Below are 20,759 nucleotides of genomic sequence, written 5' to 3' on the forward strand. Positions count from 1 at the left end.
GCAAAAAAACAGATTGGCAGATAAAGAAATAGAAAACGCCCCCGTATAAACACTAAAATTTGGCAAACAAAAAAGCGGCATCCGGACAGCAAAAAAATGGCAGGCAAGAAACGAAAAATGGTTCCAAATGGGCAAAAAATTTTTCGCTCAGAAGATAGCTGAAGACAAACGGCCGATTGAAAAACACGGGGATACCGGGACAGCAAAAAATGGCAGGCAAGAAACGAAAAATGGTTCCAAATGGGCAAAAAATTTTGCATGCAGAAGATAGCTGAAGACAAACGGCCGATTGAAAAACACGGGGATACCGGGACAGCAAAAAATGGCAGGCAAGAAATGAAAAACGTCCCCAAACGGGCAAAAAAATTTTGCGTGCGGAAAGCAAATGGCCGGTGCAAAAACACGGGATAACCGGCGCGGGTGCAGGAGCGGTGTGCTATAATGAAAAGGACTGAAAATGCTTTGTTCATATTTGAGCAAAGGATTGCCTTTCAAGGAGGAAGATTTGAATGAGCGAGCCTTTATTTCTTGAACCGGTTTTTAAAGAAAGAATTTGGGGAGGAACCGCGCTGAGGGACCGGTTTGGTTACCGCATCCCGTCTGACCATACAGGGGAGTGCTGGGCTATTTCCGGCCATCCGAACGGCCCGTCGACTGTAAAAAACGGTGAATTTGCCGGCAAAACCTTGATGGAACTGTGGGAAGAAAGACGTGACTTGTTCGGCGGAATGTCTGGAAAAGGATTCCCGCTCCTGACGAAAATTCTCGATGCAAATGCAGATTTATCGGTTCAGGTTCACCCGGATGATGCATACGCCAATGAACACGAAAACGGAGAACTTGGCAAAACGGAATGCTGGTACATCATTGATTGCAAGGAAGACGCACAGCTCGTTTACGGGCATCATGCCAAAACGAAAGAAGAATTCGTCCGCCTGGTTGAAGAAGGAAAATGGGACAGCCTGCTGCGCAAAGTGCCGATTCACCCGGGGGACTTTTTCTATGTGCCGAGCGGGACGATTCATGCTCTTTGTGAAGGGACGCTTGTGCTCGAAACGCAGCAAAGCAGTGATACAACGTACCGCGTTTATGACTACGACCGGACGGATGCTGCCGGCAACAAACGTGAACTGCATTTGCAAAAAGCCATTGATGTTACAACGATACCGCACCGGGATGCCGCAGTCCTCCCCCGTACGGAAGAAAAACCGGGTGTTACCATCACAACGTTTGCAAAGGAAGCCTTTTTCTCTGTATATAAATGGGATGTAAAAGGAACCGCATCGTTTACCCAAAACAAACCGTTCGAACTGGCCAGCGTGCTTGACGGGGAAGGGGCCATGAAAGCCGACGGAAAAACTTATCCGCTTGAAAAAGGGATGCATTTTCTGCTGCCGTCCGGATTTGGCCATTTTGAACTGGAAGGTCATCTGACGCTGATCATATCCCATCCGTAAACTGTCTGTCTATCAAGAATATTGCAGCAAACGGCAGAAAACCGATATAATGAAAAATACATGACAACTGAGTATGGGGGAGACGTTGAAAATGCCAATCAATATACCGAAAGATTTACCTGCCGGAGAGCTGCTGAGACAAGAGAAAATTTTTGTGATGGATGAGGACAGGGCGAGAACGCAGGATATCCGTCCGCTGAATATATTAATCTTAAATTTAATGCCGGAAAAAGAAAAGACGGAGTTGCAGCTGCTGCGCCTTCTTGGCAATACGCCGTTGCAGGTCAACATCACTTTTCTCCGGACGTCGACTTACCAATCCAAAAACGTCAGCAGCTACCATTTAGAACATTTTTACACGGTTTTTGACGAGGTGAAAAGCCGCCGTTTTGACGGGATGATTATTACCGGTGCCCCGGTTGAAAAAATGGATTTCGAAGCGGTGGATTATTGGGACGAGCTGAAGCAAATCATGGATTGGACCAAAACCAATGTCACGTCGACACTACATATTTGCTGGGGCGCGCAGGCTGCCTTGTACTACCATTACGGCATTGAGAAGTACGAACTGCCGGAAAAGTGTTTCGGCATTTTCAAACACCGCTTGTTTTTGCCGATGGTCAAGCTGGTCCGCGGATTTGATGAGGTTTTTAACGCGCCCCATTCCCGCTATACGGATGTTGCACGCGGAGCCATTGAAAACCATCCGGAACTGCAGCTCGTTTCCATATCGGAAGAGGGTTCGCCGTTCATTGTGATGGACGAAAACGGGAAAAATATTATGATCACCGGCCATTTGGAATATGATGCCACAACCCTTGCTGATGAATATGTGCGCGATCAGCAAAGAGGACTTGGCACCGCCCTCCCGAAAAATTATTTTCCCAATAACGATGCCAATGAGAGGCCGCTCCATACATGGCGCTCGCACAGCTACTTACTTTTTTCCAATTGGCTGAACTATTATGTATACCAGGAAACACCGTACCAATGGTAAACAAAGGGCTGTCCCGCAAACAGGGGCGGCTTTTTTGGTGCTTGGGGATTTCAAAAGAAAGTTACCGTTCGATTCGGCTGGCTTTTGTTCCTTTGAAGCTCGCTAAGGGACAATGCGTAAACGGCAAAAAGCCCCCAATTGCTATCAGAAGCATCCCAAAAAAAGAGGCAGCCCCGCGTATCAGGACAGCCCCTTTTCGCCTTCCGCTTTCGGAACCGCGAAAGAGAGAAGAAAACAAACAAGTGAAATTATAGCAAGCAGGATGAAGATCGAATGAATGCCTGAAAAAAGCACATGCCGCAGCCATTCGCGCGCCGCTTCCGAAAACCGGCCTGCACTTTCGGGATTGATCAGCCTGTTCAGCGAATTCGTCGTAAACCCGCCCGGATTGCCCTTCGCAAGTTCCTCGGCAACTTTTGCATTGAAATACGTACCGAATACAGCGGAACCGGCCGACTGCCCGAGATTCCGGAAAAATGTATTTGATGCTGTCGCCGCCCCGCGCAAAGACCAGTCCACCGCCGACTGCACCGAAACGAGCGAGATCGTCATCACAATCCCGAACCCGAACCCGGAAATGGCGGAGAAAACGTAAAAACTCCATTCCTGCGTTCCCAATGAAAACAGGCTGAGCCAGGCAGTGCTTCCCAAGATGAAGGCCATTCCCGTTAAAAACGCCAAACGGTCCCCGTATTTCAACTGAAGTCTTCCGCCGGCAAAAGAGCCGAGCATCCACAGGACAGGGCTCGGTGCGAGCATAAGCCCGGAAAGCGTTGCGCCATGCCCTTCAAGCCCTTGAATCCACATTGGAATATAAACGTTAATCCCCATCAGAACGGCACTGCCCAAAAAACAAACCAGATTTGAAACCGAAATGGCCCGGATGTGGAACAACGAAAGCGGCATTAATGGATCCGGATGCCGGTACTCAATCAAAATGAATAAACCAAGGAGAATGACACTGCCTGCTAACAATCCCAAGATCACCGGGTTTCCCCAGTCGTTTGTATCCCCGCCTTTTTGCAGGGCGTAAAGCAATGCGAGCATCCCGGCGGAAAAGGTGGCAGCCCCCCATACATCAATCGCATTTTCCGTTTTTTCCACCTGCTCATGTAAAAACAGGATGACCATCAAAACGGAAATCGAGCCAAACGGGAGATTGATGAAAAAGATCCAGTGCCAGGTGAGCTGGTCGACAAAGAAACCGCCGAAAAGAGGCCCGATGACACCGGCAATGCCCCATGCCGCTCCCATAAACCCGAGCATTTTCGCCCGTTTTTCATGCGGATAAATATCGGCAACGATGGTATTCGTAACCGGCATGATCGCCCCGGCCCCGATTCCCTGAATGGCACGGAACACAATCAGTTGCCCCATCGAACCGGCGAGACCGCACAATGTCGAACCGGCAAGGAAAACAACGGTGCCGGCCGTGAAAATTTTTTTGCGACCGTACAAATCCGCAAGCTTCCCGAAAATTGGAACCGTTACTGCTGAAGTGAGCAAATAAATGGCAAATACCCAGTTCATCACGCCGATCCCTTTCAGGTCGCTCACAATCCGCGGCATCGCGGTGCTGACAATCGTCCCCTCAATGGCTGTTAAAAAGGTGGCCACAAACAGGGCGATTGTGACCGCCTTGACATTGGTTTGTTTCATAAAAAGTCCTCCATGATTTGTTCGTTCTGCACTTTTTCTAGTATATATCAACTTGCCGCGGAAAAATAGATTTCTAGACTCAGGAAAGAATCTGCATAAAAAGAAATCATTTCCCCATAATAAAGATTGACATCTGACACATCATGAATGATAATTGGTATAGACAACTATATAAATTTTAAAAAAGAGGTGTTTTCCGTTGACGGAAAAAGTGCTGATCCACAGCAATCTTTATACAGGGAATGAACATATTGCAGACGGATTTATCCGGTTTACAGATAAAATCATTGAAACCGGCAAAATGGCAGATTACCGGCCGGAAGCAGGGGAAGAAGTGATCGACGGGAAAGGGATGACAACTATCCCGGGCATGATTGATGTCCATATCCATGGCGGCTATGGCATTGATGCGATGGATGCCGATCCGGAGGCGCTCGTTACATTAAGCCAAAAATTGCGGCAGGAAGGGGTGACTTCCTTTTTCGCGACAACGATGACCCAGGATTACGGAAAAATCGAAGCTGCCTTGCGCGCCGTTAAAGCGGCAAAAGAAAAAGGAGGCACAACGATCGAAGGCATCCATCTCGAAGGGCCGTTTGTTTCAAAAAAGCGAGCGGGGGCCCAGCCGCTTGAATATATCAAGGCGCCGGACACGGAACTGTTTTTAAAATGGTTTGAAGCTTCCGGGAATCTCATTAAACTTGTCACCTACGCCCCTGAAAATGAAGGCGCACGCGAATTTGAAAATGTGATGATCGAACGCGGCATCGTGCCGTCCATAGGCCATTCAGATGCCGTCCGCGCTAAACTTTTACAAAGCAAAGCAACACACGCGACCCATCTTTATAATGGCATGCGCGGCCTGCATCACCGCGAGCCTGGCGTTGCGGGGCATGCGTTGCTGTCGCCTTATGTACAGGTTGAACTGATTGTTGACGGTATCCATGTACATCCGGATATGGTGAAGTTCACGTATGAAATAAAAGGGCCGGAAAAAATCTCCGTCATCACCGATGCGATGCGGGCGAAAGGGCTGCCGGACGGGGAGTCGGAGCTCGGCGGTCAGAAAGTGCTGGTGAAAAATGGAGAAGCCCGGCTTGAAAATGGTGCGCTTGCCGGCAGCATCTTAAAGATGGACGATGCATTCCGCAACATTATGAAATTTACCGGCTGTTCGATTGCAGAAGCGGTACAGATGACTTCCGTGAACCAGGCGCGCGAGTTTGGCCTCGAACAAAAAGGAAGTCTCACGGCCGGGAAAGATGCCGATTTTGTACTGCTGGATGAACAATTGCAAGTGAAAACAACGTATCACCTTGGAGAGCGGGAATAACGCGCACAGACTGGTGTGAACCAGTCGCGCGATAAAAAAAGTCTTACGGCCAGGAAAGATGCCGATTTTGTACTGCTGGATGAACAATTGCAAGTGAAAGCAACGTATCATCTTGGAGAGCGGGAATAACACACACAGACTGGTGTGAACCAGTCGCGCGATAAAAAAAGTCTTACGGTCGGGAAAGATGCCGATTTCGTACTGCTGGATGAACAATTACGAGCGAAAGCAACGTATCACCTTGGAGAGCGGAAATAACCAGTCGCGCAGTAAAAGAGTCTTACAACCAGTAAAGATCTGGTAAAAAAACATATCATCTTTGAAAGCGGGGATAAAAATGGATGTGCATATTTTTAAAACAAGCGATGAAGCAGCAAAATACGCCTATGAACTGATCGAAAAAGGGATTCGGGAAGGGCAAATCCGCACGCTCGGGCTTGCAACGGGCGGCACGCCGCTGAAGCTGTATGCTTACATGCGGCATGCCGGACTGGACGTTTCAAACGTTACCACTGTGAATCTTGACGAATATGTGGGCCTCAAAGATACCGATGAACACAGCTACCGTTATTACATGGAAAAAGAACTGTTTTCGCATATGAATTTTAAACAATCGTATCTTCCTGATGGAACGGCGGAAGACCTCGAAGAAGAATGTGCAAGGTATGAAAGAATTTTAAAAACGCATCCGGTCGACCTACAAGTGCTCGGCATCGGTAAAAACGGGCACATCGGCTTTAATGAACCGGGCACTTCCTTCGATTCCAGAACCCATATTGTCGAACTGACCGAATCGACGCGGGAAGCAAACCGGCGCTTTTTCGAAAGAGAAGAAGATGTGCCGGATCGCGCCCTTTCGATGGGGATTGCTTCGATTATGGACGCGAAAAAAATCGTACTGCTGGCATTCGGCAAAAGTAAGGCTGAAGCGGTCCGCAGCATGATCAAAGGGCCGGTGGACGAAGCCTGCCCGGCATCCGTTCTGCAAATGCATCCGAATGTCGTTGTCGTTGCCGATGAAGATGCCGCTTCTTTGCTGGAGGATGCCGGGAAGCGCCATGATTGACAAAACCTCCCCGATCCCGATTTACTTTCAAATTCAGGAAGAAATCCGGAAGAAAATCAGGGAGGGGGAATGGAAAACAGGCGAAGCCATTCCGTCTGAACGGGTGTTAAGCGATCTTTTTGAAGTGAGCAGAATGACAGTCCGCCAGGCGGTACAAGGTTTGGTGGATGAAGGCATTTTAATGAGAAAACGGGGAAGCGGCACGTTTATCAGCGAACATAAGGTGGAGCAGCCTTTGGAAGGGCGGATGAGTTTTACGCGGCTGATGGAAGAGCGCGGGATGAAAGCTTCGAATAAAATCGTGGCGTTTTTTGAAAGGGAAGCCTCCGTGCAGGAAATGGAGGCACTCACGCTGAAAGAGCCGGAAAACGTTCTTCATATCGAGCGGCTCCGCTACGGGGATGAGATCCCGATTGTATTCGAATCGATCATCACCCCGGCAAGGATTGCGGCAGGGCTTACTGAAGAAAAATTAAACCGTTCTTTCTACCAGTTTCTTGAACGGGAAAAGGGATTGCGGCTCGGAAAAGGGTACCAGACAATCGAAGCCGTTGCGGCGAGCGCACGGCTGGCAAAACTGTTAAAAGTGGCCCCGGGTTCACCGGTGCTGTCCATTGAACGCGTGACTTCGCTTTCAGACGGTACACCGTTTGAATATGTCAAAGCGCAATACGCCGGCAGCCGCTTTAAATTTTATATGTAAGAAGAATCAAATCGGGGCAAGCCGGTTCAGATGCAAAAAAACCGCGGAAGATCCGCGGTTTTTTTGGTTCAATTTATAGAACATTAATAGAAACGTTTATAGCTGTCAAAATGGGATTTCCAGTACGTGTAGCCGACAGAAGAAACAGATACGCCATCGGAATTCGCGGCGATAAACCGGCCGCCGCCGAGATAGATACCAACATGCGTGATCGCGCTCGGATTGGTTCCATACGTGCCTTCAAAGAAGACGAGATCTCCTGCCTTTGGGCTGTTCACATAGTAAGAACGGTTATAAAGGCCTGCTGCGGACATGCGGGAAATGCTGTACCCGGCTTTTTTGTATACATAATAGATAAAACCGCTGCAGTCAAATCCGGACGGGCTCGTACCACCCCAAACATACGGCGTGCCGATTAAGCTGTTCGCAATGCTGATTAAAGAAGATACAGAATGGGTACTGCCTGAAGTTGTATCGACTGTTGTGACCGATTTGGAAGAATCGGACGGACTGCCGGTTACTTTCAGCTTCTGGCCGGCATAAATCAAGTCGGAACTCAGATTGTTCAAAGATTTAAGCTTACTGACGGTGATTCCGTACTGTTTGCTAATGCCGGACAATGTGTCTCCGCTTTTTACCGTGTATGTAGCCGTAGCCGTGGAACCGGAACTGTTTGAACTTGCAGCGCCTGCCGTTCCCGATGTGGAGGAACCGGATGAGCTGCTACCGGTTACTTTTAGCTTCTGACCGGAAAAAATCAAATCGGAACTTAAATTGTTCAAAGATTTTAGCTTGCTGACAGTTGTCCCAAACTGTTTGCTAATGCCGGATAATGTGTCTCCGCTTTTTACTGTGTATGTAGTCGTGGAACTGGAACTGCCGGTTGAACGCGAACTGCTGCTTGAACTGGACGAGGAAGCGGAATCTGCCCCTTTGGAAACAGCCAATACGTCACCGGGATGGATCAGCGATGAAGAGAGCTTGTTCCAGCTCATTAAGTTTGAAACCGATATGCCGTGGTTTAAGGCAATCGTGCTCAATGTATCCCCCGGCTTGACCGTGTACGTTTTGGCAGAAGAGGATGGGGCCGAAACAGAACGGGCCGAAGCTTTTGCCTTGGACGCTGAAACGTTCAGTACCTGGTTCGGGTAAATCGTGTCAGATGCCAAATGGTTGGTTGATTTCAATGCATCAACGGACGTATTATACTTCTTTGCAATTTTCCAGAGGGAATCCCCTTTTTGGACTTTATATGTCTGGGCAAATGCCTGCGATGTAAACGAAGTGGCCAGAATGGTTGTAGCGGCAACAGAAAAGACAGTTTTCTTTCTCACACTCGTGTAACCTCCATTTATATTTTTATCTCTCTATTTAACATTCTATCAAAATTTTTTCACAATGGTACCCCATTTCGGCATTTTATAGGAAAAGATTGCACTTTTTTCCAATGAAAGCGGCAGAAATAGCGAAATTTGTTAAGATATCCGGCAAAATCGAAGGTCTTTCTTAACATAGAGTTCGTCTACGTTAAGATACCCGGGAAAACTGAGGGTCTTCCTTAACATAGAGCGGTTCTACGTTAAGATATCCATAAAAATTCCGCGTCTTCCTTAACGTAGAAGCGTTCTATGTTAAGATACCCGGCAAAACCGAGGGTCTCCCTTAACCTAGAGCGCGACTACGTTAAGATATCCGCAAAAATTTTCTCGCTTCCTTAACATAGAGTGCGTCTACGTTAAGATACCCGGCAAAATTGAGAGTCTTTCTTAACATAGAGCACGTCTACGTTAAGATATCCATAAAAATTCCGCGTCTTCCTTAACGTAGAGTGCTTCTATGTTAAGATATCCGGCAAAATCGAAGGTCTTTCTTAACCTAGAGCGCGACTACGTTCAGATACCCGTAAAAATTCCGCGTCTTCCTTAACATAGAAGCGTTCTATGTTAAGATACCCGGCAAAATCGAGGGTCTTCCTTAACCTAGAGTGCGTCTATGTTAAGATATCCGTCTGCTAAATCATTTGATCGGCAAATTTTTCCTGCATTTGTTCGGTTTTTGCCCGGAACTGCTCCGCCTGGGCAGCCGCTTCATTGAGCGTTTCTGCAATTGTATGATGGTCATTCGTTAAGCTTTCGATCGTCGCCGACATTTCTTCTAGGCTGGCGGAAGTTTCTTGAATGATGGCCGCGAGTTCGCTTGATGCGCCTTCCACGCCATGCGCCTTTTCGGTCACTTTTTTGGACAACGTATCGAATTCTTTAAACTTCTCAACCTGTCCGTTTAACGTTTTTAATAGTTTACGGAAATAGGTGGTTACATTTTGGCTTGATTCCGCTGTCGTCAAAATTTGTGTGCTGCTTAATTCCAGCTTATCCCGTGCCGCCGCGTTGCTCTGGTTCAAATCAGCCAAATTATGGTTAATTTTTTCGGTGGTTTCGTGTGTCGTTTCCGCAAGGCGCCGGATTTCATCGGCAACAATCGAAAACCCGCGGCCTGCTTCCCCAGCGCGGGCCGCTTCAATCGAAGCATTCAGCGCAAGCAGGTTCGTCTGTTCTGTAATTTGTTTGATGCTGTCGGTGAACGTATTCGTTTCTTCCACTTTTTGCGTTAACACTGTAAATGTGTTGTTCAGCTCCATAATCGTATCTACCACATCACTGATTTCAAGCGTTAAATTTTCTACCGCCTTTTCACCGGCTTTTGCCGTTTCCTGTGCTTCAAGCGATTCGTTTGTCAGTTCACCGGACATTTGTGTTAAAAATTCCATCGATTGCACCGTATCTCCGGCGTGTCCGGCAATTTGCGTAATCTGCTCACTTTGGGTTACACTGCCTTTAGAGATTTCATGAACGGCGGACTTCATTTCGTTTTGGGCATGTAAATTGGTCTGAATATTGTCGTTCACATTGGAAACGCGGTCAAGAATCTCCGCCATTTCCTGCCGGTAAGCCGAACCTTGATCTTCCATGGTTTGAAGGGTTTTCTTTATGGATAAAAGAAAAGAATCCATCAAATTTTGATGCAGGTAGATCATGGCGTATAATAAAATTGCGGTTAAAACATAGCAGAGCAAAGCGGTCGGGACCAGGTTATGAATGAGGCCCGAATCGGCGGCCGGCACCAAGTAGCTGGCAAGAAATCCGGCAATGCCAAGACCGGCTCCGATAAAGAAAAGGACATTTTCAAACTGCAATGCCGCATAAGCAAGCAGAAAGAAAAACAAAATGTCTACGGAAAAGCTGTTTTGAACAAAAAGGGTGGCATATATTCTGAACAAATAAGAAATGATGACGCTCGCATAAGAAAACAAGCGGAATTTTTTCATGGCGCGCCCGAGTGTAAAATACAGTGCCAGAAGAACAACGATTTCCACGCCGTACAGGACAGCCATTCCGGCCTCTTGTTTGTAAAGATATGTTACAAAAACGACCAGCAGGGCAACAAGCAGGGTAATAAACATGAGAAGACTTTTTTTGCGCATGTTGTCTGCTTTTAACTGTGTAATGATGTCCACGTTCTTACCTCCAAATCTAGTTCTTCTTATCTAACACAAATGTAACACAAAAACCGGCAAACTTCTCCATTTTTTTCTCAAAAGGTGGAAACTTGTCGTTGTCAGGGAGGAGATTTTTTGAGGAAATATGTATTTATCATCGGTTTGCTGCTCGGGGTTTTGGCGGCCCTTGCCGGTTGCGAAAAAACGCCGACACCGAATGAACGCCTTGCAGATTATGTAAAAGCATGGAAGCAGGAAAAATTTGCGGAAATGTACCATAGTTATTTATCGGCTTCCGCAAAAAATACGTATGCGAAAAAAGATATGGCGGACCGGTACAAAAAAGTGTACGGGGACTTGAATGTTTCAGATTTAAATGTTTCATACCAATCGTTGGATAAAGATGCCTATAAAAACAAAGAGAAAGTTACCGTGCCGGTCAAAATTTCGTTCCAAACCTCAGCCGGCAAAGTCGTCTACAAGGATAAAGTGGCGCTTGTAAAGGAAAAACGGGACAAAAAAGAAAACTGGTATGTCAATTGGAAGCCGGATCTTATTCTCCCGCATTTGGCCAAAGGGGATACGATTAAAGTGTCCGACCAAAACGCTGTCCGCGGGGAAATTTTGGACCGAAACGGAAAAGCGTTGGCCAAAAACGGCAGCGTGTACCAAATCGGCGTCATTCCGGAACAATTGAAAGGGGATAAACAAGCGGATATGCAAAAAGCTGCCGGCTTACTTGGCATGTCAGCGGACGAAATCAAACAAAAACTGGACGAGGACTGGGTGCAGCCTCATTTGTTTGTCCCGTTAAAAAAAGTCCCGATGGAGAAGAAGGATCTCGTGAAAAAAGTCACCTCCATCCCGGGCTTTTCTTCGCAAACGGTTGGTGCCCGCGTTTATCCTTATGGGAAAGCCGCTGCGCATTTAACCGGTTATATCGGTGCGATCACTGGCGAAGAACTGAAAAAACTGCAAAAGAAAGGCTATACTGCGGAGAGTGTAGTCGGCAAGCGCGGGCTCGAACAGTTGTATGACCAAAAGCTCCGCGGCCGGGCAGGAGAAAAAATTTACATCGAGAAGCAGGACGGCAGCACCTATACCGTTGCTGAGCAAAAAGTGAAAAACGGCGAGAATATCAAAGTCACCATCGATGCCGAATTGCAACAGAAAATTTACAATCAAATGAAGGGGGATGCCGGCACGGCCGCGGCCATCCATCCCAAAACGGGTGACGTGCTTGCCCTTGTAAGCACGCCTGCTTTCGACCCAAATGATTTTATTTCAGGCATGTCTTCTTCCGCTTACACGAAACTTGAAAAAGATCCGGATAAGCCGCTCATTAACCGGTTTGCCCTAACGTATGCGCCGGGTTCAACAATCAAGCCGGTCACTGCGGCTATCGCGCTTGATACCGGGACGACAACAACCGCGGCAACGAAAACCATTACAGGGACTTCGTGGCAAAAGAACGCCGACTGGGGCAGCTATAAAGTGACCCGCGTCCACGCCAATAACAGCCCGGAAAACATGGAAAAAGCGCTCGTGTTATCCGATAATATCTTTTTTGCCCAAACCGCGCTTGATATCGGGGCGGACAAATTTGCAAAGGGCCTGAAGGGTTTCGGATTCGGGGAAGACATTCCGTTTGCGTATCCGTTAAAGGCATCGCAAATTTCGTCTACCGGCAAGTTCAGCAGTGACATCCAGCTTGCAGACACGGGTTATGGCCAGGGGCAGATGCAAATGAATATTCTCCATCTTGCCATCAGCTACACGCCGTTTTTAAACAGCGGCGATGAACTGAAGCCAAATTTGCTTGCAGGTGAAAAAACAAAAGTGTGGAAACATGCCGCAAGCAGTAAAACCACCGGGGAGATTTCCGGTATGCTCCGCCAGGTCGTTGCGGATCCGTCCGGCACGGCGCACGCTGCTAATATCTCCGGAGCGCAGCTTGCGGGAAAAACGGGCACCGCTGAACTGAAAAAGAGCCAAAAAGATCAAAACGGCAAAGAAAACGGCTTTTTCGTCGTATATGACGAAAAGAACCCGAATATGCTTGTTGCGATGCTGATTGAAAATGTTAAACATCGCGGCGGCAGCGGGCTTGTCGTGAACAAAGCCGTAAATCTGTTTCAATAGTTAACTTTGCAAGGGCCATCCCCGCTGCAAAAAAGGTTAAAGCTTCATGCTATATAAATTGAAATAAAATTTGTGACGCGGGATGAGATAAGAAGACTGCGTTCTTTATAACGATCCATTCGGATGGGAAAACCAAAGCTCATTTTATATAGCGTGAAAAGGCGGCATCCCGGGGAGCGGCATGGATGCCGGTTGTCCAGCCGCCAAAAAGATTTGTTTGCAGATGCCGGCCACTTAAACAATGCGATTTTTGTATCTTAAAGGTATCCCTGATGTCAAAGTGACCGGGGATGCCTTTTTCATGTTTTTTGGCGGTTGCTGCGAGAAAAAGCATGAAAAATAGTAGAATCGCTCAAATGTTAGTGGATAAATTGTCGGAGAACAATTATAATGGTTACAGTGAATTTCGGGTAAATATTTTTTTAAGATTGCTTTAAGAAAGTTAAGGTATAATGTTTTTAAGAAGAAGTGAAACGGTTATCATGCTTCGGCATCGATGGCGGGTTCACGAACACTTCAATCCTTATTGGTTATGATCAACCAAAGGAGGCAGCACATTGATATTCCTGACCTTGTTTATATGCTTTATGCTCACAATACTCCTGACGCCGCTGATTAAAAAACTGGCGATCCGGATCGGGGCAGTTGACAAGCCGAATCAGCGAAAAGTTCATATGAAAGTCATGCCCCGTTTAGGCGGTCTTGCTATTTATATCAGTTTTATCGCCGGCGTGCTGCTGTTTCAACCGGACAGTTCGCATTCGCTGCCTATTTTGCTCGGCAGCTTGATTATTGTCATTACGGGCATGGTTGATGATGTAAGAGAGCTGTCACCGCGCGTCAAACTCATCGGCCAACTGGCAGCCGCACTGGTTGTTGTTTTAAGCGGTATTCATGTCGAATTTATCAATCTTCCTTTCGGCGGACAGCTGGAATTTGGGATTTTCAGTATTCCGCTGACGATTTTGTGGATTGTCGGCGTCACGAATGCCATCAACTTAATTGACGGATTGGATGGGCTCGCTGCGGGGGTTTCCTCGATTGCACTGTTAACCATTTCCGGCATGGCGATCATTATGGGGGACGCCTATGTGACGGTGCTCGGCCTGATTTTAATGGCCAGTACGATTGCGTTCTTATTTTATAATTTTTATCCGGCAAAGATTTTTATGGGCGATACCGGTGCCCTTTTTCTCGGCTACATGATTTCCGTGCTGTCATTGCTCGGTTTTAAAAATGTAACCTTTATTTCCTTGATTATTCCGGCGCTTATTCTCGGTGTGCCGATTTCGGATACTTTCTTTGCAATTATCCGCCGGCTTGTCCATAAGCAGCCTTTATCGGCTCCAGATAAGTCGCATTTGCACCATTGCCTCTTGCGCCTTGGCTTTTCACACCGCCAAGTCGTGCTGATTATTTATGCGATCGCTGCCATGTTCAGCCTCGCCGCCTTTATCTTCTCAATGGCGACGCTCTGGGGTTCGCTAATCTTTATCGGTGTGATCCTGATTACAATTGAGATTTTCGTTGAAAGCATTGGCCTGATCGGAAAAGATTACAAGCCGCTGTTGAATTTTATAAAAAACCGGTCATAGCCGTCCGGATCCATCGGGGTCGTTCCCGAAATAAATAATTCGGAGCAGTACCTGTCAAAACCGCAACGGGGAGTTACGGGTTTATGACTTTGACAGCTCCGTTCCCTGCAACAATCAATGTTCCGGCCGGCTGTAAACCTGTTTTGCAAGTCGTTGTTTTCACATCAATCTGGCTGAGATTTCAGCATCTCCCGTCTCCGGTCGGTTGTATCCGGCTCAGCACCTGTTTTTGCGTGCCGGGATGGATTGACACCTGTTCGTCCGCTTCCGGTTTAAAAAAGCAGAAAGCCGGGTGATGGGCTTTCCGCTTCTGCTTTTCCGATTTTTATGCTTCTCTTTACCGGGCAACATCCGTTTCCAAATATAGTTTTTCCCCCTCGGCCACATCCGCCTGCCCGTTTGTTAAATCAGAGATCCACGTTTCAAAAGCATGCTGTTCTCCTTCTTCTACATAAATATCCAATTCCACCTGCGCGAGATACCGGATTTCTTTTATTTCATACGGGGAATGGTGTAGCGCATTCTCGACTTTCCCGAGCCACGTATAATCCAGTTTGACATGGAAAGTGGCGGTAAGCGTCCTTTTGACGATGCCGCATGCGTTGATGCCTTCTGAAGCTGCTTTGCTGTACGCACGGATCAACCCGCCGGCTCCGAGTTTAATCCCGCCGAAATAGCGCGTCACCACGACTGCCGTATCCTTCAAATCCTTCTTTTTCAGCACTTCCAGCATCGGAACGCCCGCTGTGCCGGCCGGTTCGCCGTCATCCGATGCTTTCTGAATGAGATTCTGCTCACCGATCATATAAGCGGAACAGTTGTGATTAGCGTCCCGGTGCTTCTTTTTCACAGAAGCGATAAAACTGAGCGCCTCCTCTTCCGATTCCGCTCGCTTCACATGGGCGATAAACCGTGATTTCTGGATATCTATTTCATGCACAGCCTCGCCTTTGACTGTATAATATTCTTTTAACATTGCAACCTTCCTTTAGCAAAACCTGTTTTTCCCTCATTATAACATGCTTTTGTATGATATAATTTCAGTATATAAGAATATGTTGAAACTGCCGTATATCGGTTCGTGTTTTCCTACGAAAGTACCTGGGAAAATAGTCCTGATATACGGTTATACTTTATTTTCTGATCGTTTACCGGCGGTTTTCGCGTTAAAATAACATTAGCCGCGTGTGTGCTGTGGCTTGCCCTGCTTTCGGATAAGCCTTTATTATTACTTTTGGGGGAAGTAAGATGACTTTTAAAACATTCGACTCCAAAGCATTGGATGCGATCCTGGAGAAAATGGTTGCAACAGTTGAAGAAAGCAAACACGAAATTTTTGAAATCGGTGAAAGATGCCGCCAGGATTACGATGCGCTCATCAATGAGCTTGAGGAAGTCAAAGCAACAGTGGCTAAAGTTATTGAGCAGACAGATGAGCTGGAAACGAAGTCCAAATTTGCAAGGCGACGCCTGGCGGAAGTAAGCCAGCATTTCCGTGACTTTTCCGAACAGCAAGTGCGCGAAGCATATGAAAAGGCACATACGATCCAAATCCAGCTGTCCATGAACCGGCAGCGCGAACTTCAGCTGCGCGAAAGAAGAAATGAACTGGAACGCAGGCTGCATTCACTAAAGGATACGATTGACCGGGCCAATCATCTCGTCTCGCAAACAACGGTCGTATTAAATTATTTAACAAGCGACTTGCAAAGCATTAGCGAGGCGATTGAAGATGCAAAGCATAAACAGGAATTCGGTTTGCGTGTCATTGAAGCGCAGGAGGAAGAACGGAAGCGTATTTCCCGGGAGATACATGACGGGCCCGCACAAATGCTGGCCAATATGCTGCTCCGTTCCGACCTAGTGGAAAAAGTTTATCATGAAAATGGAATGGAAGAAGCCATTGCTGAAATGCGCACGTTAAAAGAACTGGTGCGCGATTCATTGAAAGAAGTGCGGCGCATTATTTACGATTTGCGGCCGATGGCATTAGACGATCTCGGGCTAATTCCGACGCTCAAAAAATATTTGTCTACGATTGAAAGCTATAAAGGAAGTCCGGTCATTACATACAGGCATCTCGGGGAAGAACGAAGGCTTCCAACCAATTATGAAATCGCGCTTTTCCGCCTCATCCAGGAATCCGTCCAAAATGCGTTAAAGCATGCGAAGGCGACGGAAATCCAGGTGAAATCGGAGTTGAGGAAAAACAGTTTTATCGCGACAGTCAAAGACAATGGCGTCGGTTTTGATATCCGCAGAATCCGCGAAGGGGCTTTCGGGATTGTCGGCATGAGAGAACGCGTCAGCCTTTTAAATGGTGAAATTTCCATTCATTCAAAAATAGGAGCGGGAACATTGGTGATTATCCAAATCCCGATGCAATTAGACTTGGAAAAGGAGAAAAGGTGACCATGACGGTAAAAATTGCGATTATTGACGACCACCAGTTGTTCCGAGAGGGCGTCAAGCGGATTTTGGAATTTGAAAAAACATTTGAAGTGGTAGCCGAGGGTGAAGACGGCGAAGAGGCGCTGGACATTATTGAAAAATACCATCCGGATGTTGTTCTGATGGATATCAATATGCCACACCAAAACGGGGTAGAGGCAACAAGAAAGCTGATCGAGGCATATCCGGAAACAAAAATTATTATTCTTTCCATTCACGATGATGAATCGTATGTCACACATGCATTAAAATCAGGCGCAACCGGTTATTTGCTGAAAGAAATGGATTCCGATGCGCTGATTGAAGCCGTAAAGGTAGTTGCTGAAGGCGGCAGTTACCTGCACCCGAAAATCACCCACAATCTCGTGGAGGAGTTCCGCAAATTGTCGAACCGCTATACACCGGGGGGCGCCTACCAGCAGCCACCGGCAGTTGTCCCGCCGCTACATTTGCTCACGCCGCGCGAATGCGAGGTTCTGCAGCTGCTCGCGGACGGAAAAAGCAACCGGGCGATCGGAGATGCTTTATACATAAGTGAAAAAACAGTGAAAAACCATGTAAGCAATATTTTGCAAAAATTAAAAGTGAAAGACCGTACCCAGGCGGTTGTGACCGCCATTAAAAACGGGTGGGTTGAAGTCCGCTAAAACAAGGCCTTGGCCGTACACTTGTGTATGCCAAGGCTTTCAACACCGGCGCAGAAATGAAAATCATCAAGTGCAATTTTCAGGATAGAAAAAGATTCCCGGGCGTACGCGTGCACCCGGGAATCTTTTTTTTGGCTTTATGTCTGCTTCAATTTTCCATTATGCGGCCAAGCCGGGGCAGCAATGCTTTTTGAGGCGCCCATAAGCCGCTGTTCTTCTATTTGTAAGCCTGTCCGGATACCTGCCCGGCATTGCCATGCAGGCGTTCTTTTGTCCGCTGGGCAGGTGTTCCTGTTGTCTCCCTATTTCAATTTTTAACCGGATCAGCCGGTGTTCTGTCATCTTTCCAATGCCCGAGTTCACTGTGCCGGTACCCGTATCCGAAATAAATGGCAAGCCCGATGATGAACCATATGAGAAAGCCAATCCAGGTCACTTTCGAAAGGTGGACCATTAAATAACCACACGCGATTACTGCCAGCACCGGAATAACCGGGACGAACGGCGTTTTAAAACTGCGCGGGATGTCCGGCCGTGTTTTTCTGAGCACAATGACACTGATCGAGACAACAATAAAAGCAAACAAAGTGCCGATATTGGTCAATTCTGCAAGCTGGTTCAGCGGGACAACGGCTGAGAAAACCGTTGCCATCAGCCATGTCAAGATGATGCTTCTTGTCGGCGTTTTTGTCTTTTCCGTCAGTTTTGAGATCGATTTTGGAAGCAGACCGTCGCGGCTGATCGCAAAGAAAAGGCGCGTCTGCCCGTACATCATGACAAAGAGAACGGTTGTAATGCCAAGAATTGCACCGAGTGAAACAAAGCCTGCCACCCAATTCTGATGGACAACCCGGAGCGCAAACGCAACCGGATCGCCGACATTCAGCTTGGCATACGGAATCATCCCGGTCAGCACTGCAGATACAGCGACATAAAGGACAATGCAAATCGCAAGAGAAGAAATAATTCCGATCGGCATATCCCGCTGTGGGTTGCGGACCTCTTCAGCCGCAGACGAAACGGCATCAAATCCGATATAAGCGAGGAATGCGGTTGCCGCCCCTTTAATGATGCCGCTAAAGCCATAAGGCATAAATGGCGTCCAGTTCGCTGGTTTGACATAAAAAATGCCGACAGCGAGGAATAAAAGAATGACGCCGATTTTAATACAGACCATGACATTATTGATTTTGCTCGATTCCTTCACGCCGGTCAGCAATACAGCAGACAGGAAGAACACGATCACTACAGCCATCAGGTCAATATACGAACCTTTGGCCGGATTATAAGCGCCGCTTAAAGCCTGCGGCAAATGGATGCCAAATCCGCGTACCAGATCCTGGAAATAGGCGGACCAGCCGCTCGCTACAACTGAACAGGCCAGGCCGTATTCGAGAATTAAGTCCCATCCGAGCACCCAGGCAAACAACTCGCCAAACGTTGCATAACTATAAGTGTACGCACTTCCTGAAGCAGGGATCATAGAAGCGAATTCAGCATAGCATAAAGCTGTTAACGCACAGGCAATCCCTGAAAAAATAAAGGACAGAATGATTGCCGGGCCTGCCGCCTGCGCAGCAACAATACCGGTCAAAACAAAAATGCCTGTTCCGATGACCGCCCCCACGCCAAGCATGGTCAAATCAAAGGGGCCAAGGGCTTTTTGCAGGCTCTTTTTTCCGCGGGCCTGCTTAAGCATGTAATCCATTGATTTTTTCCTGAATAATTCCATGTCGAAAATCTCCTTCTATTTGCAGCCAACCCAGTGATGAAGATGTGATCCAATAATTTTGCCAACGGAGAATTTTCAAATATTTTAAATCTGAACGATACACCTTTTGTCTCTGAGTTGCATGCACCATTTGAGTTACCTTAGACATTCTACAAAATATGACATGATTTGTAAAGGACAGATAAAACAGAAAATTAAGTTTTGAAAAAGGCGAAAACACGAACGTTTTCTGGAAAAGATTTATTTTTCCGTTAAAGAAAGCGCCATCAAGTGAATGATTGTATGCTGAACCATACGGATTCTTCCTTTTTTGGCTTCCGGACCTGGTATTATTTACAATTTTGTATCATTTGCGAAATCTTGAAGTGAAAAGGAAATTTTTGCAGTGAAGGGAATCTACGGCAGGATTGAAATAGCATTTTACACACTTGCAGGAGAATTGGGGGATTTGGCAAAAAACACCAGCCACAAAACAGATTTCCATATTGCAAAAAGAAGACGGCTGACAAATGGTTCCTGATTCTATAAAATAAAAATAGGAAAGCGGAAGGGAGATGGAAAAATGAGGACGGCCATTGTGACCGACAGTACCGCTTATATTCCAAAAGAAGTACGCGAAAAATATTCGATTTACATGATTCCATTGAATGTGATTTTCGGGCAGGAAGAATACCGCGAAGAAGTTGACATTACAGCAGATGTGTTTTTTGAAAAAATGCGCATGGCGGACGAGCTTCCAACATCCTCGCAGCCGTCAATCGGCCAGTTTGTCGAACTGTTTGAACAGCTTGCCAAAGACTACGATGCCGTCATCAGCATCCACTTGTCCAAAAAAATCAGCGGGACATACCAGGGTGCCGTAACCGCATCCGGGATGGTGGAAGGGATAAAAGTGTACCCTTACAATTCCGGCTGGAGCTGCATGGCACAGGGATTTTACGCGATTGATGCGGCGAAAATGGCGCTTGCCGGAAAAGAACCGGAAGACATCCTCGCCCGCCTCGATGAATTAAAAGCATCCACGAAAGCCTACTTCATGGTCGATGATCTCACCCACCTTCAGCGCGGCGGAAGGCTGTCCGGATCGCAGGCCGTTATCGGCAGCCTGTTAAAAATCAAGCCGCTATTAACTTTTGTTGATGATGAAATTGTCCCGTTTGAAAAAATCCGCACCCAGAAAAAAGCGCTCAACCGGATTTTTGACCTGCTCGGCGAGGATGCCGCCAAAGGCTTGCCACTAAAAAGCTCCATCATTCATGCCAATCGGGAAGAACAGGCGCTTGAGATCAAAGATGAATTGGAAAAACGCTTTCCAACCGTCGACTTTTCGATCAGCTACTTCGGCCCGGTCATCGCGACCCACCTTGGTGAAGGCGCGATCGGCATCGCCTGGATGCTGAAATAAGAGCCAGGCTGTTCCAAATCGCTGGAACAGCCCGGCATGATGGGATCATCCGGGACAAACTTGGCATAACACGCCC

At 47.2% G+C, this 20,759-nt stretch carries 15 protein-coding genes; 10 read left to right on the forward strand and 5 right to left on the reverse strand.

Features of this window, described 5'->3' with window-relative positions; genetic code table 11:
- Window positions 1–509 precede the first annotated feature (509 nt).
- Window positions 510–1,457 (forward strand): mannose-6-phosphate isomerase, class I, encoded by a 948-nt coding sequence (manA, locus tag NST70_RS03740; protein ID WP_017551620.1) that lies wholly within the window; start codon window positions 510–512, stop codon window positions 1,455–1,457.
- 91 nt (window positions 1,458–1,548) lie between these two features.
- On the forward strand, window positions 1,549–2,454 hold the full coding sequence (gene metA, locus NST70_RS03745; RefSeq protein WP_035189069.1) for a homoserine O-succinyltransferase: 906 nt from the start codon (window positions 1,549–1,551) through the stop codon (window positions 2,452–2,454).
- Between the two features lie 180 nt (window positions 2,455–2,634).
- On the opposite strand, the gene NST70_RS03750 is transcribed toward metA, so the two are convergent.
- Complete coding sequence (locus NST70_RS03750) at window positions 2,635–4,113, reverse strand: MDR family MFS transporter (protein WP_035189070.1); 1,479 nt, start codon at window positions 4,111–4,113, stop codon at window positions 2,635–2,637.
- A gap of 199 nt (window positions 4,114–4,312) precedes the next feature.
- Between NST70_RS03750 and nagA the strand changes: the two genes are divergently transcribed.
- The 3 genes from nagA to NST70_RS03765 all read left to right on the forward strand — a co-directional run bounded on the left by nagA (window position 4,313) and on the right by NST70_RS03765 (window position 7,215).
- On the forward strand, window positions 4,313–5,446 hold the full coding sequence (nagA, locus tag NST70_RS03755) for an N-acetylglucosamine-6-phosphate deacetylase (protein ID WP_035189073.1): 1,134 nt from the start codon (window positions 4,313–4,315) through the stop codon (window positions 5,444–5,446).
- A gap of 343 nt (window positions 5,447–5,789) precedes the next feature.
- Entirely contained in the window at window positions 5,790–6,512 is a 723-nt protein-coding gene (gene nagB / locus NST70_RS03760) for a glucosamine-6-phosphate deaminase (RefSeq protein WP_272864727.1), read from the forward strand.
- On the forward strand, window positions 6,505–7,215 hold the full coding sequence (locus NST70_RS03765) for a GntR family transcriptional regulator (protein WP_014095903.1): 711 nt from the start codon (window positions 6,505–6,507) through the stop codon (window positions 7,213–7,215). The genes nagB and NST70_RS03765 overlap by 8 nt, the downstream gene beginning before the upstream one ends.
- 83 nt (window positions 7,216–7,298) lie before the next feature.
- On the opposite strand, the gene NST70_RS03770 is transcribed toward NST70_RS03765, so the two are convergent.
- Window positions 7,299–8,549, reverse strand: a complete 1,251-nt coding sequence (locus tag NST70_RS03770; protein WP_014095902.1) for a peptidoglycan endopeptidase — start codon at window positions 8,547–8,549, stop codon at window positions 7,299–7,301.
- Window positions 8,550–9,226: 677 nt separating this feature from the next.
- A complete protein-coding gene (locus NST70_RS03775; RefSeq protein ID WP_035182261.1) occupies window positions 9,227–10,729 on the reverse strand; it encodes a methyl-accepting chemotaxis protein in 1,503 nt (500 codons plus the stop codon).
- A 117-nt stretch (window positions 10,730–10,846) separates the two neighbouring features.
- Here NST70_RS03775 and NST70_RS03780 point away from each other — a divergent pair, with 117 nt between their 5' ends.
- On the forward strand, window positions 10,847–12,853 hold the full coding sequence (locus NST70_RS03780; RefSeq protein WP_014095900.1) for a penicillin-binding transpeptidase domain-containing protein: 2,007 nt from the start codon (window positions 10,847–10,849) through the stop codon (window positions 12,851–12,853).
- Between the two features lie 557 nt (window positions 12,854–13,410).
- The gene (locus NST70_RS03785; RefSeq protein ID WP_061577513.1) at window positions 13,411–14,448 is read left to right on the forward strand and encodes an MraY family glycosyltransferase; all 1,038 of its coding nucleotides are present in this window, start codon (window positions 13,411–13,413) and stop codon (window positions 14,446–14,448) included.
- A 337-nt stretch (window positions 14,449–14,785) separates the two neighbouring features.
- Here the strand turns inward: NST70_RS03785 and NST70_RS03790 are convergent, their stop codons facing one another.
- Window positions 14,786–15,424, reverse strand: coding sequence for a YigZ family protein (locus NST70_RS03790; protein ID WP_061577515.1), 639 nt, complete (start codon window positions 15,422–15,424; stop codon window positions 14,786–14,788).
- A gap of 272 nt (window positions 15,425–15,696) precedes the next feature.
- On the opposite strand from NST70_RS03790, the gene NST70_RS03795 reads away from it, so the two are divergent.
- Both NST70_RS03795 and NST70_RS03800 read left to right on the forward strand, forming a co-directional pair.
- Window positions 15,697–16,860, forward strand: a complete 1,164-nt coding sequence (locus NST70_RS03795; protein ID WP_061577516.1) for a sensor histidine kinase — start codon at window positions 15,697–15,699, stop codon at window positions 16,858–16,860.
- A 2-nt stretch (window positions 16,861–16,862) separates the two neighbouring features.
- Window positions 16,863–17,546, forward strand: coding sequence for a response regulator transcription factor (locus NST70_RS03800; RefSeq protein ID WP_026684742.1), 684 nt, complete (start codon window positions 16,863–16,865; stop codon window positions 17,544–17,546).
- A gap of 307 nt (window positions 17,547–17,853) precedes the next feature.
- Here the strand turns inward: NST70_RS03800 and NST70_RS03805 are convergent, their stop codons facing one another.
- Window positions 17,854–19,278 (reverse strand): amino acid permease, encoded by a 1,425-nt coding sequence (locus NST70_RS03805; protein WP_035182251.1) that lies wholly within the window; start codon window positions 19,276–19,278, stop codon window positions 17,854–17,856.
- A 562-nt stretch (window positions 19,279–19,840) separates the two neighbouring features.
- On the opposite strand from NST70_RS03805, the gene NST70_RS03810 reads away from it, so the two are divergent.
- Window positions 19,841–20,683: a DegV family protein gene (locus NST70_RS03810; RefSeq protein WP_014095894.1), complete on the forward strand. Its 843-nt coding sequence runs from the start codon at window positions 19,841–19,843 to the stop codon at window positions 20,681–20,683.
- Window positions 20,684–20,759 lie beyond the last annotated feature (76 nt).

Source organism: Weizmannia sp. FSL K6-0777 (assembly GCF_038593185.1).
Classification (GTDB): domain Bacteria; phylum Bacillota; class Bacilli; order Bacillales; family Bacillaceae_C; genus Weizmannia; species Weizmannia faecalis.